Annotated in this window: 14 protein-coding genes, 1 pseudogene and 1 riboswitch; of the genes and pseudogenes, 10 read left to right on the forward strand and 5 right to left on the reverse strand. The window is 59.0% G+C overall.

Annotation, left to right across the window (positions count from 1 at the left end; translation table 11 throughout):
• Window positions 1-98: 98 nt before the first annotated feature.
• From SFLMC1_RS06225 to SFLMC1_RS06235, 3 genes are read left to right on the forward strand one after another with little or no spacing between them, the layout of a single operon-like run.
• Window positions 99-1,103, forward strand: a complete 1,005-nt coding sequence (locus SFLMC1_RS06225) for a nucleoid-associated protein (RefSeq protein WP_152074823.1) — start codon at window positions 99-101, stop codon at window positions 1,101-1,103.
• A gap of 9 nt (window positions 1,104-1,112) precedes the next feature.
• Window positions 1,113-1,535: a hypothetical protein gene (locus SFLMC1_RS06230; protein WP_152074822.1), complete on the forward strand. Its 423-nt coding sequence runs from the start codon at window positions 1,113-1,115 to the stop codon at window positions 1,533-1,535.
• Window positions 1,532-1,876, forward strand: a complete 345-nt coding sequence (locus tag SFLMC1_RS06235) for a type II toxin-antitoxin system RelE family toxin (protein WP_152074821.1) — start codon at window positions 1,532-1,534, stop codon at window positions 1,874-1,876. The genes SFLMC1_RS06230 and SFLMC1_RS06235 overlap by 4 nt, the downstream gene beginning before the upstream one ends.
• Window positions 1,877-1,995: 119 nt before the next feature.
• Here SFLMC1_RS06235 and dapD read toward each other — a convergent pair whose 3' ends face one another.
• Genes dapD through dapA form a run of 3 tightly spaced genes read right to left on the reverse strand, consistent with a single transcriptional unit; the run spans window position 1,996 to window position 5,797 of the window.
• Window positions 1,996-2,715, reverse strand: a complete 720-nt coding sequence (dapD, locus tag SFLMC1_RS06240) for a 2,3,4,5-tetrahydropyridine-2,6-dicarboxylate N-acetyltransferase (RefSeq protein ID WP_117564410.1) — start codon at window positions 2,713-2,715, stop codon at window positions 1,996-1,998.
• A gap of 39 nt (window positions 2,716-2,754) precedes the next feature.
• Window positions 2,755-3,495: a 4-hydroxy-tetrahydrodipicolinate reductase gene (gene dapB, locus SFLMC1_RS06245; RefSeq protein WP_222838040.1), complete on the reverse strand. Its 741-nt coding sequence runs from the start codon at window positions 3,493-3,495 to the stop codon at window positions 2,755-2,757.
• Window positions 3,488-5,797, reverse strand: a complete 2,310-nt coding sequence (gene dapA, locus SFLMC1_RS11295) for a 4-hydroxy-tetrahydrodipicolinate synthase (protein ID WP_152074820.1) — start codon at window positions 5,795-5,797, stop codon at window positions 3,488-3,490. The genes dapB and dapA overlap by 8 nt, the downstream gene beginning before the upstream one ends.
• Window positions 5,798-5,862: 65 nt before the next feature.
• Window positions 5,863-6,031: riboswitch (Lysine riboswitch) on the reverse strand.
• A 146-nt stretch (window positions 6,032-6,177) separates the two neighbouring features.
• Here dapA and SFLMC1_RS06260 point away from each other — a divergent pair.
• The 5 genes and pseudogenes from SFLMC1_RS06260 (at window position 6,178) to SFLMC1_RS11305 (ending at window position 9,684) form a co-directional block, all read left to right on the forward strand.
• Window positions 6,178-7,365 (forward strand): amidohydrolase, encoded by a 1,188-nt coding sequence (locus SFLMC1_RS06260; RefSeq protein ID WP_152074819.1) that lies wholly within the window; start codon window positions 6,178-6,180, stop codon window positions 7,363-7,365.
• Between the two features lie 163 nt (window positions 7,366-7,528).
• Entirely contained in the window at window positions 7,529-7,870 is a 342-nt protein-coding gene (locus SFLMC1_RS06265; RefSeq protein ID WP_152074818.1) for a HigA family addiction module antitoxin, read from the forward strand.
• A gap of 143 nt (window positions 7,871-8,013) precedes the next feature.
• A complete protein-coding gene (locus SFLMC1_RS11300; RefSeq protein ID WP_226814302.1) occupies window positions 8,014-8,778 on the forward strand; it encodes a hypothetical protein in 765 nt (254 codons plus the stop codon).
• A 41-nt stretch (window positions 8,779-8,819) separates the two neighbouring features.
• Window positions 8,820-8,990: pseudogene (locus SFLMC1_RS11435) on the forward strand (hypothetical protein); the annotation flags it as partial.
• Between the two features lie 67 nt (window positions 8,991-9,057).
• On the forward strand, window positions 9,058-9,684 hold the full coding sequence (locus SFLMC1_RS11305) for a hypothetical protein (RefSeq protein ID WP_261981430.1): 627 nt from the start codon (window positions 9,058-9,060) through the stop codon (window positions 9,682-9,684).
• A gap of 40 nt (window positions 9,685-9,724) precedes the next feature.
• Here SFLMC1_RS11305 and SFLMC1_RS06285 read toward each other — a convergent pair whose 3' ends face one another.
• Window positions 9,725-10,858: a coiled-coil domain-containing protein gene (locus SFLMC1_RS06285; RefSeq protein WP_152074817.1), complete on the reverse strand. Its 1,134-nt coding sequence runs from the start codon at window positions 10,856-10,858 to the stop codon at window positions 9,725-9,727.
• A 235-nt stretch (window positions 10,859-11,093) separates the two neighbouring features.
• Window positions 11,094-11,726: an MOSC domain-containing protein gene (locus SFLMC1_RS06290; protein WP_222838043.1), complete on the reverse strand. Its 633-nt coding sequence runs from the start codon at window positions 11,724-11,726 to the stop codon at window positions 11,094-11,096.
• A gap of 220 nt (window positions 11,727-11,946) precedes the next feature.
• On the opposite strand from SFLMC1_RS06290, the gene SFLMC1_RS06295 reads away from it, so the two are divergent.
• Together SFLMC1_RS06295 and SFLMC1_RS06300 are read left to right on the forward strand one after the other, a co-directional pair.
• Entirely contained in the window at window positions 11,947-13,203 is a 1,257-nt protein-coding gene (locus SFLMC1_RS06295) for an ATP-grasp domain-containing protein (RefSeq protein WP_152074816.1), read from the forward strand.
• Window positions 13,204-13,287: 84 nt separating this feature from the next.
• On the forward strand, window positions 13,288-14,034 hold the full coding sequence (locus tag SFLMC1_RS06300; RefSeq protein WP_226798300.1) for an aspartate/glutamate racemase family protein: 747 nt from the start codon (window positions 13,288-13,290) through the stop codon (window positions 14,032-14,034).
• Window positions 14,035-14,056: the final 22 nt, after the last annotated feature.

A 14,056-nucleotide genomic window follows, 5' to 3' on the forward strand; every position in this document is an offset into this window, starting at 1 on the left:
GCAACCTGTCCCCGATGCACCATTCTTCGATGCGCCTGGGGCGGGCTCGACCGCTATACTGGTTCGTGCCGAAATCGATCTAGAACGGAATGCCGTATATGAAAATCAATCACGCGATTCTGCATATCCTGGACTTTGACTCTGCCGTCAACGTCATGAGCCAGCGCGAGCTCGATATCGAGAGCCGTACCGTGCGCAACTTCGTGACCACGCATCTGCGCCGCGCGCGTACCTCGGCCGACAATAAGCGCGCCACGTTTGCCGAGAACTCTGCGTTTGGCGGCGAGCTCAAGGGCTATTTCTTTGGCGATCGCGAGTTTGTGGACCTGTCGCAGCAGATTGCGGAGTTTATCTCCTCCGAGCTCACCAAAGCCGAGAAAGCCGAGTCCACCGACGTGCTCGTGGCCGATTTTGACGACGATGAGGATGCCCGCTGGTTTGCCGTGATGCTGCTGGGCTCCAAGCAGGCTTTTATGCACGAAGTGGGCCGCGAGGAGGGGGAGGTGCGCAATGACATCGCGCGCCATTACGCTATTCTGCCAAACCCCTCGCAAAAGGTGCCAAGCTATGCCATCGTGCGCGCGAGCACCATGGAGATCGGCTACGTGGACAAGAAACGCAAGATTGCCGGCGAGGACCGTATGCTTATTCCCGATGGCCTGCTGCAGTGCGACACGGGCGTATCGGGCAAGGAGGTCATCGACACCGTGACGCGTGTGGTCGAGGAAGTCGCCGAGGAGCACGGCGCCAACACGGCCGTGGCGCTCGCCAAGGTTAAGGCCGCTGTGGCCGAGAAGGTTGAGGATGACGAGGAACTGCCGCCTTGGGATATCGTCGATGAGGTCTTTGAGGACGAACCGGTCATCAAGGAAAACGTGCGCGCGGCGCTGACCGAGGAGAAAGTGCCCGAGCGCGTGCCCGTGGAGCGCAAGCAGGTCGAGCGCGCTGCCGTGCGCAATCACAAGATCCGTACCGACACGGGTATCGAGATCAGCTTCCCGGCCGAGATGGGTTCGAACTCCGAGTACATCGAGTTCGTCAACGAACCCAACGGCCTCATCTCCATCGAGCTCAAGAATATTGGCAGCATCGAGAATCGATAAGGCTTTTTTTTGAATAAAAGTCTGGATTATGTTTTGAAGTATAATTTGAAATATAATCCAGATTATTTTTTGGAGGTCAAAATGTCCCCACTTGTTCTGGAAAAACCGGTGTTTACAAAAGACCAGGTTGTTTCTGCTACCGAAGCAAGCAAGTCTTTGTCCGCCATTCGTAAACGCGCAAAACGCGCGCCTCAGTTCATTGCCGATCATAATGATATCGATACCGTGATTATCGACTATGCTGCCTATGAGGAAATGTACGGCGCGCTGCAGTATCTGCGTGAACTTGAGATAAATCGCATCGCCGCGGATCGAGTCAAGCATGGTCCGCATGAATTTGTTCCGTTTGAGGACGCCCTAACTGCCGAGGAGCTCGCGGAGTTTGAATCGATGGATCCGGACGCGATCCCCGATGAGGATCTTTTCGAATGAGTGGGCATTTTGTCGTCGGCTTTTTGAATCGAGACGTCGAGAAGGAATATCAAAAACTAGATGGATCTCAGCGAAGACTTGTCCGTATTGCAGTCGCGAAATTAAAGACGCGCGCTGATGAAATTGGAACGCCGCTTCACGGCGAGCTTGCCGGCTGCAAAAAGATCAAATGGCGCAATGCAGGACTCCGAATGGTTTTTCGGATCCGGGAGGACGGAACGGTTGAGATTGCCGAGATCGTGGCAATAGGGCGGCGCGACCGTTCCGAGGTCTATAGGACGGCCGCGGAGCGCCTGTCAAAGCGGCCTGCCATGGTTGAATACGACGGAGCCCTGAGATGATGAAGGCCGAAGCTCCGATGGTGCTTCGGCCTTTTTTTGTTTTCGGCTTGGTTGCTGACATTGCGCTACAGGTTGAGCATACGTCAGCGAAAACGCGGTTTGTCAAAACCGCGTAACTATTAAAGCTGGCGTAAGCCCTCTTCGAGGCCAGTCTTGCTGTCGGTCTTCTCGTCGCGCATCTTGATGACGCGGGCGGGGACACCGGCCACTACGGCGCCGGCGGGGACGTCCTCGACGCACACGGCGCCGGCGGCAACGACAGCACCCTTACCCACGTGCACGCCCTCCAGGACCACGGCGTTGGCGCCGATCATGACATCGTCCTCGATGATGACGGGCGTGGCGCTGGCGGGCTCCACGACACCTGCCAGCACGGTGCCGGCGCCGATGTGGCAGTTCTTACCCACGGTGGCGCGGCCGCCCAGGACGGCGCCCATGTCGATCATGGAGCCTTCGCCAATGACGGAGCCGATGTTGATGATGGCGCCCATCATGATGACGGCGCGATCGCCGATCTCGACGCGGTCACGGATGATCGCGCCCGGTTCGATGCGGGCGTTGATGCCCTTGAGGTCGAGCATGGGCACGGCGGAGTTGCGGCAGTCATTCTCGACGTCGTAGTAGTCGATGGAGTCGGCGTTGGCGTCGAGGATTGCCTTGAGCTCATCCCAGTCACCAAAGACGGTCTTGCCACGACGACCGCCGTAGACGTGTGCATTGCCCCACTGGACCTTCATGCCCGGCTTCTCGCGCACGTACAGCTTGACGGGCGTCTTTTTGGGCGCGGTGGCGATGTAGTTGATAATCTCCTGTGCATCCATCTCGGCTGCGTTACTCATATGCTGTTTCTCCTTTGCGTGGATACGGTTGATACCTGGTTAGGCAAACATGACCTGGTCGAAGGTGTAGAAGCCGGGGTCGCGGGTGACGAGCTTCTGGGCGGCGGCCAGGGCGCCGTTGACAAAGATCTGGCGGCTCGTGGCACGGTGTGTGAGCGTGACCTCCTCGTCCTGGCCAAAGAAGCTCACCTCGTGCACGCCGGCGACGGTGCCGCCGCGCAGCGAGTGCATACCGATCTCCTTGGGGTCGCGCGCGCCGCACATGCCCTCGCGGCCATAGACGGGGTGGTAACCTGCCTCGGGCTCGGCCTCAACTACGGCGTCGAGCAGCAACTTGGCAGTGCCGCTGGGGGCGTCAACCTTTTGGTTGTGGTGCGTCTCGACAATCTCGCAGTCAAAGCCGGGCAGCTCGCGTGTGGTCTGTGCTACCAGATGACGCAGGGCTGCGATACCGATGGAGTAATTGCCGGAGTGCATGACGCGGGCGTTCTGACCCAGCTCACGCAGGCGGTCCATCTGATCGGGTGTGTAGCCCGTGGTGCCGGAAACGAGTGCGGCACCCGTGCGCTCGACATAGGCGACGACGGCATCGAAGGCCGCAACGTTCGAGAAGTCGATGATGACGTCGGCTGCCGGTGCGCTCTCGAGCTCGGACAGATCAAAACCGATCTGGGTGACGATATCAAAAACGGGCTGACCGGCGGCGTCGACAACGCCCTCGGCGGTGGTGCGGATGAGCGAGCCCATGCGGCCCGTTCCCATAATGACGGTCTTAATCAAGCAGACCAGCTCCCTTCAGAGCATCGGTAAGTGCAGCGCGCGTGTCGTTGGCCATGGGGCATAGCGGCATGCGGTAGTTTGCCTCGATCATACCCATCTGAGCGAGCGCTTCTTTAACGGGGATGGGGTTGACCTCACTAAAGAGGGCGTTGATGAGCGGCTGGCCGGCAATTTGGATGTCGCGGGCACGTGCCACGTCACCGTCCAGATAGGCACGGCACATGTCATGCACGAGCTGCGGCTGAACGTCGGCCCACACGCTGATGGTGCCCGAGGCGCCCAGGCTCATGAGCGGCACGGTGAGCGCGTCCTCGCCCGAGTACATGCGGAAGTCGTCGGACAGCAGGTGGGCAATCTTGGCCGCGTAGGCGACGTTGCCCGAGGCTTCCTTGATACCCATGATGTTGGGGTGTGCGGCCAAGCGCTCTACGTTGCGCTCGCTGATGCTGCAGCCGCAGCGGCCGGGGATGTTGTACAGGATGCAGGGGATGTCCACGGCGTCGGCGACGGTCTTAAAGTGCCGATAGATACCCTCTTCATTGGACTTGTTGTAGTAGGGGGTGATGAGCAGTAGGCCGTCGGCTCCCAGGCCCTGGTAGGTGAGCGACTTGGTGAGCATGGTCTGCGTCGAGTTGGAGCCCGAGCCGGCAATGACGGGGACGCGGCCTGCAACCTGCTTGACCACGGCGGCGACAACGGAGTTGTCCTCGTCATCGGTCATCGTGGCGCTCTCGCCGGTGGTGCCCAGGGTGAGGATGGCGTCGGTGCCGTTTTGCAGGTGGAAATCGATAAGGCGCTCGAGCGCGTCAAAGTCGACACTGCCGTCCTTTTTAAATGGTGTGACGAGGGCGACGATAGAGCCCTCGAGGTTGCGGACATCCATATTCTTCTCCTTCGCTTCTGCGATCTGGATGCGTTTGTTCCATTGGGCGGCAATGGCCAGGCGTTCGTCCTGGGCGCGACGACGGGCGCTTTCGGCGCGCGACTTTGCCAGCAGCTCGCGGCCGCACGGCAACACGTCGAGCGTGGCAAAGTAGTCGCCCGGGCGCTCGGCGCGACGAATGAGGTCTGCCGAGCCGTCGGGGCGCAGCAATACCTCGGCGGAGCGCAGGCGGCCGTTGTAGTTGTAGCCCATGGAGTAGCCATGCGCGCCGGTATCGTGGATCACGAGCACATCACCCATGTCAATCTGCGGCATCTCGCGGTCGATGGCGAACTTATCGTTGTTCTCGCACAAGTTGCCCGTGATGTCATACGTGTTCGTGACCGGTGCTGCGGTCTTGTCAGGGCCACCCGGCTGTCCCATCACCGTAATGTGGTGGTAGGCACCATACATAGCGGGACGAATGAGGTCGACGGCGCTTGCGTCCACGCCGATATAGTCCTTGTAGATCTGCTTCTCGTGGATGGCCTTGGTGACCAGGCAGCCGTAGGGGCCTATCATAAAGCGACCCATCTCGGTGCAGATGGCCACATCGCTCATGCCGGCGGGGACCAGAATCTCGTCGTAGGCTGCGTGTACGCCCTCGCCGATGGCGTGGATGTCGTTAGCCTGCTGCTCGGGTAGGTAGGGGATACCCACACCGCCGGACAGATTGATAAAGGCGACATGTGCGCCGGTCTCGCGCTCCAGGCGCACGGCAAGCTCAAAGAGGATGCGCGCAAGCTTGGGGTAGTAGTCGTTCGTGACGGTGTTGCTGGCAAGGAAGGCATGGATGCCAAAGTCCTCGGCGCCCTTGGCCTTGAGCATGCGGAAGGCCTCGAAGAGCTGCTCGGTGGTCATGCCGTACTTGGAGTCGCCGGGGTTATCCATGATGCCGTTGGAGAGCTGGAACAGGCCGCCCGGATTAAAGCGGCAGCTGACCGTCTTGGGGATGGGCCCCGCGACGCGCTCAAAGAACTCGATGTGGCTGATGTCGTCAAAGTTGACGATGGCACCCAGCTTGTCGGCGAGCTCAAAGTCGGCAGCTGGCGTGTCGTTAGACGAGAACATGATGTCGTGTCCCGTGATGCCCAGCGAGCGGGCAATCATGAGCTCGGTATAGCTCGAGCAATCGCAGCCGCAGCCGTATTCGTTGAGAATGGAGACGAGTGCCGGGTTGGGATTGGCCTTGACGGCAAAGTATTCCTTAAAGCCCGGGTTCCATGCAAAGGCATCGCGCACCTCTTGCATGTTGCGGCGGATGCCCGCCTCGTCGTATAGATGAAACGGCGTGGGGAACTGCTCGACGATATGCTCGAGCGTCTCCTTGTCCACAAACGGCTGCTTAGCCGCATATGCCTCGTTGGGGGTCAATGCCATGTCCCGTAAACCTCGCTATCCAGACGGCGCCATCGGCGCATCGAATCCGCATAGCGTGGACCCAATGTCCGGATAGCGCTCCCGCATTGCTGCAGACAGTCCTGTGGGTGTTTCCCGCAGGCCCACCAGGCTGTTCGTGCCCGAAAAACCCAGTTCGGCGGGTTTCGCCTCCCCGCGGGGTCAAAGTCTGCCGACTCGCCCGCGGCTCTTCGTGCCCGCGCCTCTATCAAGTGGTAAAGACCCTACCACGTTGCACTTTACCAAACAAGAGTATTCGTATATAACGTTTAAAAAATGCAGGGATATGCTGGAAATAAGGGTGTGGCAATCTTGCGGCACAATAAGATGGCAACTGGCGCGCACCTATGAAAGGAACCTTTATGACCGAGCTCCAAGAACTCCGCCGCTATCGGCGCGACTTGCACAGGATCCCGGAGCTCGACTTCGATCTTCCGCAGACTATCACCTATATTGAGGGCGTGTTGGCGCCGCTCGCCTGCGAGGTGACCCATCCGTGTCCCAGCTGCGTCTGCGCTTTCTTCGATGCCGGTACGGGCGCCGCGCGTGCTACGGCGATTCGCGCCGACATGGACGCCCTGCCCATCGCGGAGGCGACGGGTGCGGCCTTTGCCTCGACGCATTCCGGAAAGATGCACGCGTGCGGGCACGATGGACACATGGCCATGGCACTTGCCGCCGCGACGTACGTCGACCGTACGATTCGCGAGCAGCCAGGTGCCATCAAGCGCAACGTGCTCTTTGTGTTCCAGCCTGCCGAGGAGACGACCGGTGGCGCCAAGACGGTATGCGAGAGCGGTGTATTCGAGTGCTATGGTGCCGACCGCATCTTCGGCTTCCATGTGTGGCCCGATTTGCCTGCCGGTATGTTGGCGAGCTGCCCCGGTCCGCTGCTAGCACGTTCGAGCGAGACACATGTGCACATTCACGGGACGAGTACCCATATTGCCAAGACCTACGGCGTTCCCGTTGGCGAATCGCACGATGCGGCATTGGCGGCTGCCAAGTTCTTGGTTTCCGAGCGCGAGCTCATGGACGAGTTGGGTGCCGACGAGCCCTGCATTGGTAAGTTCGGCCTGCTGCAGGCCGGTACGGTTTGCAACGCGGTGGCGGGGGAGGCCCATGTTGCCGGCAGCCTGCGCGTGTTTACGGACGGTATGTTCGACCGTGCGCGCGAGGGCGTGCGCCGCGTGTTGGACGAGGCCTGCGCCGCAACAGGCTGTACGTACGATCTCGACTTTGCCGAGGGCTATCCGCCGGTCGACAACGACCCCGAGCTGTTCGCTCATATTGCGCCTGCCTTGCCCGAGTTGCAACTTGTGGACGAGCCGCTGCTAATCGCCGAGGATTTCGCGTTCTATCAGCGCCATCTGCCGGGCGTGTTCTTCTTGCTGGGCACGGGCGTGCCGGAGGGTCAAGAAAACCCGAGCGATTCGGATGGCTGTCCCGCCTATGCCACGAGCGCTCTGCATACCGATACCATGCTCTTTGACGAGGAAATCCTGCTCAAAGGCCTCGACGCCTACAAACGATTGCTTTTGCTTGGTTAATTGGCGAAGAACACCTGCTCTAAAAAACACGAACAGACGTACGATATAATAGAGATATAAGTCTATAGAAACGTTTAACGTTATTAACGTAAGGCGATACGATAATTGCATCGTAATGAGCGCTATCGGGTCTGTTTTGAGTGGAGACAGGGGACGGCTTGGAATGTCGAAAACGTCGATTATCACAAGTGATGAGACTGCGTCCGATTTGCTGCCGCCGGTGACTCCTGGTGAGCTTCTCAAAGAGGAATTTCTTGTCCCTATGGGTATTTCTCAATATCGCCTTGCTAAGGAGACTGGGATTCCGGCTCAACGCATTGGGCAGATTATCTTGGGGAGGCGTCGTGTGACGGCCGACACCGACCTTCGCCTTTGCCGCTACTTTGGCCTGACGGATGGTTATTGGCTGCGCGCCCAGATGGCGTTTGATCTCGAGGCGGAGAAGATGCGCATCGAACCGGAACTGGATAAGATCGTTCCTGTCCAGCAGGCTATCGCATTGTAGGGTTCAAAGATGTTGAGGCTGGGGTGAAGATGAGGCGATGCCGACAATCTGCCGTTTATGGTCCGGGTGGATGCGGGTGTGGCTCGTTGCACTGCTAGCAGACGGTCGTGCAAAGTGCGTTTGCTCGACGTTTGGATAACTGCATGGGCTGCAAGGAACACGACTTTGCCGCCCCGTCACTTTCGGATTACTTAAAGCAGTTGCTGCAAGAGAAGGGGCTTGAGCGTTCGCGCGTGGTGCGTATGGCCGACCTCAACGAGACCTTTGGCTATCAGATCTTTACCGGTTCGCGCAATCCGAGCCGCAATAAGGTGCTGCAGATTGCCTTTGCAATGGCGCTGTCGATGAAGGAGACCAACCGCGCCCTGACGGCTGCCGGAGTGAGCGTCCTTAACTGCAAAGATCGTCGCGATGCAATCATTATCTTTTGCATCGACCGTGGCTGTAGCCTCCAAAAGGTCAATGACGAGCTGACTGCTTCACTCGTCGAGCATTTGGCATCGCTCGACCGCGATGAGAGCTATCGTGTGGAGCGCGTGCTCAAGCTCTCGGATGTCGAGACGACCGAACTCGTCTATTTTGAGGGCTCTGGTGGCGGGTCTCTCGGGCCCTTTGTCCGCAAGTGCATCAATGCCTCGGTGCAGATTGGCGGAGCATATGAGCGCCTGTTTGCGGCCCAACGCGCCGGTCGTCGTTTTGAGCACTTGCCCCGAATCGTCGATTGCCGCCGTATGGGCGACGAGCTTGACGTGGTGATGGAGTATGTCGAGGGCGAGACACTCGAGGCGTTGGTGGGACGCTTGGGGGCGACGCCCGATTATGCCCGCGGGCTGTATCCCGTTTTGTGTAAAGCGGTGGGCGAGCTGCATGCTGGTTTTGCAGCTGCGGGGGAGCCGGGGTACCGGTAATCCATCGCGACCTTAAACCTTCGAACATCATCGTGTCGGGTGTGAGATATGCCGCCGATGCCGGCATGACCTTCTCGTCGCTGGTGATTATTGACCTGGGAATCGCGCGTGCTTGGCGCGAAGGTGCTGATGCCGATACCGTCAAGTTTGGCACGCGGCCCTACGCGCCACCCGAGCAGTATGGGTTTGGGCAGACGAGCGTCCGCAGCGATATTGACGCGCTTGGCGCGCTGCTGTTCTTTTGCCTGACGAGAACTGACCCTAAGCCGGGTCCAGAATATGCGCGAGCAATGCGAGGCGTGCGACGTCCCCGCACCGCTGACCGATGCGGTTTTCATGGCGATGGCGCGCGACCCGGCCAAGCGTTTTGCGAGTGCGGAGGCATTGGGACGGGCGGCGCGCGCGGCATACGACCTGAGTTGCCCTATGCGGCCTCCTGCGCCTGTGCCTGTTTGTACTCCGGCCTCGGAGACGGTGTTAGCGCCCCAAGGGCTCCAGAACCCCGCAGGGATTCCTAGGCCTGCCGCCTCCGCTGCATTCGCTCTGCTTTCTCGCATTCCGGAGCCTTTGGGGCGCATTTGGAATTCGCTCGTCTGCCTCTCGCTGCTTGTATTCTTTGCCGGAAGCCACTTTGCCGTCTTTCACCCCACGGGAGCAAATCAAAGCTACCCGATGTGGCTTCTCATAATCGAGTACTTTTTCTTCGTCGATGGCCTTATGGTGCTTATGCATTTTGCGCTGCTCGACAAGCGTCGCCTTCGCCGGCGATTTATGCTGCTCGACAGCTATCGCGGCAAGAAATTCGCGAAACTCTGGCTCAAGGCATTGGGTGTGCTGCTCCTATGCATGATCGTCATAGTTGCGGTCGCCAATGCGACCGGTGTCGTTGACACCTCCACTGCCTAAAAGAAAAGGGGCCCCGTTTGGGGCCCCTTTGCAGGTGCACTTAAATACGGTTCATTTGATTGGCGACCTTGTTGTACCAGTCCTGCCACGTGGGCGGGCAGTACTTCTTGGCGGCTGCCGGGGTAAGCGTGGAGCCATAGTTGGCACCCAGGTAGGCAACGTGGGCGGAGACAGCCTCGCTCCAGCTGCCAAAGCTACGCCAACCACCGCCGCGGGCACTCCAGCCCCAGGCGTTATAGGAGCCGGCGCAATAGAGGCCCTTGCTGCTCTCGATGCAGGCGATGGCGGGGGACCAACGGGGATCGACGCCGGTATTCCAGGCGGCGACGGCAAAGTTATAGCCCTGACCTGCCATAGGGGAACCGGCGAGGTAGCTGTCGATGCGGCTCGTCCACTCGTTAACGAACGAGTCGTAATCGGAATTGCCGGTATTGGAGTTGCTCGGCGTAGTGTCGATGGTGGTGTTGGCGTTATTTGCTTGGCTATTGGAGTTATTGCCACTCACGCCGGTACCCGAGAGCTTCTCGGCGGCAGCGGCTTTGTCGGCTTCGAGCTTAGCCAGTTCGGCGGCATTTTCCTGCTCGGCCTTCGCTTGCGCCTCGTTGCGGAGCTGCTGTGCCTGCACCAGCGCGTCCTCGGCATTCTTTTGCTCGCCCTCGAGCTGAGACTTGGCCTGTTCGAGCTCGGTTTTGTTCTGCTCGAGCTCGGTCTGCATCTTGTTAAGCTCTTCGATCTCGTCGACGCTCGAGCTTGTAATCTGGTTGGTGTATTTGCAGGTGGTGATAAAGTCCCCCAAGCTCTGCGTGTTCACCAGGAAGCTCACGATGGGGCTGGTGCCCTTCTGGTACTTATACAGATCGCGCATGGCGGAGCTCGCCTTGGCCTGCTGCTCGGGTAGCTCGGCCTCAATCTTATCGATGTTCGCCTCATTGGAGTCGATCTGCTTTTGCAGATCCTCGAGCTTGGTTCGGGCGTCGTTGTAGGCGCTCGTAGCGTCCTCGATTTTCTTTTGGGCGGCGGAAAGCTGATCCTGCGTTGCCTGCGAGGCGGCATAGGCCGCGACGGGGGAGAGCATCGGCGTGGCCGTCAGCGTGACGGCGAGCGCGGCGCTCGTGATGATACGAGCCGGCTTCGACGCGACGAGCGCTGCGATGCGATGGTTCGAATGCTGCATCCAGTCCCTCTGCAATCAATCGTAGGTTAATTGGTCGAGGTGTATTCTACTACTGCTTTCGACCTCAACTTGAACCTTAAAGGTTCTAAAGGGTCAAGTTGAACTTGAGGCTTTGGCCTTGACCTGCGGGAACGGTGAATTGTTGAGAAACCATAGAGTTCAACTTTAACGTTACGGCACCCTGTTGCAACGGGATTCTTAGTTGTAAAAGCTATCTCAACGTGGGGTTTTGCAACTACAGGGTTCCTTCGCGACGAGCCTGCTCCACCTCTTTGAGCGCCTCGGCGGGAGTGAAGGAACAGGTGCCATCGCCGAGCCTGACCACCTGTATGTCGTCACCGATATGGACTTTTCCGCCCTGCAACACGACGCCAAAAATGCCCTCGTGGGGAAAGATGCAATCGCCGGCGAGATAGTAGATGGCACAGCGGGTGTGGCAGACTTTGCCGATCTGGCTGATTTCGACGAGTACTTCGTCGCCAATCTTGAGCTGCGTTCCCAGAGGGAGCGAGAGCAGGCTGATGCCCTGGGTTGTGAAGTTCTCGCCAAAGTCGCCCTCGTGCACATCGAGCCCGCGCGCCTGCGCCGTCTGGATAGACTCTGCAGCTAAAAAGGAAACCTGGCGGTGCCAATGCCCGGCGTGCGCATCGGAGGCGAGGCCAAACTGCTCGATGACGGTGTCGTGTCCGTCGGCGACGGGTGACTTACGCGTGCCTTTGTGCTCCGACGTGTTGATTGAGACGATGCGGGCAGGCCCGTTGTAAGCATCGTTTGCGGTACGTAGGGGAGCTGCCGTCTGGGCACGATCCGCAAGTTCGCGCTTTGCGGCGTCAATGATGGGGTTGTTGATCGGATGAGCCTGGGGCACGGTGCACCTTTCGACGGGGCGGGCAACATGTTGAATCCTACAACAACGGTGGGTTCATTGCCCGTTGTCGTACACTGGTGATTGCCGCCTTCGTGCTGGATAATTACACCGATTGCCATAGATACGGTGGAGCTTTGGGTGCCGCCGGCTTGGCACGCTAAAATAAATCAGTTGCACAAAGACCGCCCGTCGTGTGGGCAGTTCATGATAGGAAGTTTCCATGGCATTGCAGTTTACAGAGCGCGAGTTTATTCCCGTGCTGCTCGGCGGCGACATCAACGCGTATTCGGTGGCGCGCGCCTTCTACGAGGAGTATCAGGTCAAGAGCCTAGTCTTTGGCAAGTATCAGACGGGGCCTGCGTATCGCAGCCAGATTATCGACTACACGCCTAACGTGGATATCGACACCATGCCCGTGATGCTTAAGACCGTCAACGGTATCGCTCGGGCACATGCTGACAAGACGATTGTCCTGATGGGCTGCGGCGATAACTATGTTGCCCTGGTGGCTCAGGCCAAGGATGCCAACGGGCTGGCGGATAACATCGTTGCGCCTTACGCGCCCTATAGCATGCTTGAGCAGTGCCAGAAGAAGGAGATCTTCTACGAGCTGTGCGAGAAGCACGGTGTGCCCTATCCGCATACGTTTACCTTTACTGCGCAGATGCTCAACACGCAGGGAGAGGCACCTGCCGAGGTGCTCGACCAGATTGACTTCCCCTACCCGATGATCCTGAAGCCTTCCGACGGTATCATGTGGTGGCAGCATGAGTTCGAGGGTCAGAAGAAGGCTTATGAGATTGCCGACCGCGCCGAGCTGGAGCAGGTTATCCGCGATTCCTATGCCAGTGGCTACACCGACGACCTAATCTTGCAGGACCGCGTGCCCGGCAACGACGAGTACATGCGTGTGCTCACCAGCTATTCTGACCGCAACGGCAAGGTTCGCATGATGTGCCTGGGTCACGTGCTGCTCGAGGAGCATCAGCCCCATGGCGTCGGTAATCATGCCTGCATCATCACCGAGCCCAATGATGAGCTTATGGGTGGTGTGCGCAAGTTGCTCGAGGACCTTCACTTTGTGGGCTATTCCAACTTTGACGTTAAGTACGACGAGCGCGACGACTCGTTTAAGTTCTTCGATTTCAACACGCGCCAAGGCCGCAGCAACTACTACGTCACCAACAGCGGCTTTAACGTTGCCAAGTATGTGGTGGACGAGTATGTGCTCAATCGCCCGTTTGAGCCGGAGTTTGTGACGGCGCAGGACGAGGCGCTGTGGATGGTCGTTCCCATGGGCGTCGTCGACAAATACGTCAAGGCTCCCGAGCTGCGCGCGAAGGTGCATCGTCTTGCCAAGGAGGGCAAGGGCGCCGATCCCTCGTTTATGAAGGGCGACTTTGTCTTTAACCGCTGGCTGCGCATGTGGCACACCAAGCTGCGCCACTTCAAGCTGTTCAAGACGTATTACAAGTAGATGAGTGCGGCGCCCGTCCGGTTTGCATCGGGCGGGCGCGGGTATGATACGCGCAATTGCGCGGGCGTCACCAAGGAGGCGGCGATGGAAAAGCTGGGAGTTATCGGCGGCATGGGCGCCGAGGCCACGTCGTATTACTACGACCAGGTGGTGCGCCATACGGCGGCTACGTGCGACCAGGAGCATATCGACATGGTGGTGCTTTCCAAGTCGACCATGCCCGACCGCACGCTGGCCATCAAGACCGGTGAGCATACCGAGCTGCTGGCGACCATGAAGGAGTGTGCTCAAGCGCTTGAGTCGCTGGGCTGCGCGCACATAGCGATTCCCTGCAACACGTCACACTACTTCTACGACCAGATCCAGTCGTTTACGAAGGTGCCGATTATCCACATGCCGCGCGAGTCGGTGCGCTATGCTCTGGCCGGCGCGGTGATGGGGGAGTGCGAGTTCGATCCCAACCTGAGCATGCCGGCCGAGCCGGTGCGCAAGATCGGCATCATGGGCACCGACGGAACCGTGGGCGCGGGCGTCTACGGCCGTGAATGTAAGGCTGCGGGTGTTGAGGTTGTCTATCCCAGCGAAAAGCGTCAGGCCGACGTGATGTCGCTTATCTACGATGATGTAAAGGCCGGGCGCGAGCCGGATATGGATAAGTTCGACCGTGTGATGTGGGAGTTCGCCCGTAGCGGCTGCGACCGCGTCATCCTGGCCTGCACCGAGCTATCGGTGTTGCAGAAGTATCGCGAGATGCCCGAGATCACCCTCGATGCGATGGATGTCCTGGTACGCGAGTCCATCATTCGCAGCGGCGCCCCCTACCGCCTCTAGTTCTCCCCCTGCCAAAAAGGGA

It is taken from the genome of Collinsella aerofaciens (assembly GCF_901212495.1).
Taxonomy (GTDB): Bacteria; Actinomycetota; Coriobacteriia; order Coriobacteriales; family Coriobacteriaceae; genus Collinsella; species Collinsella aerofaciens_H.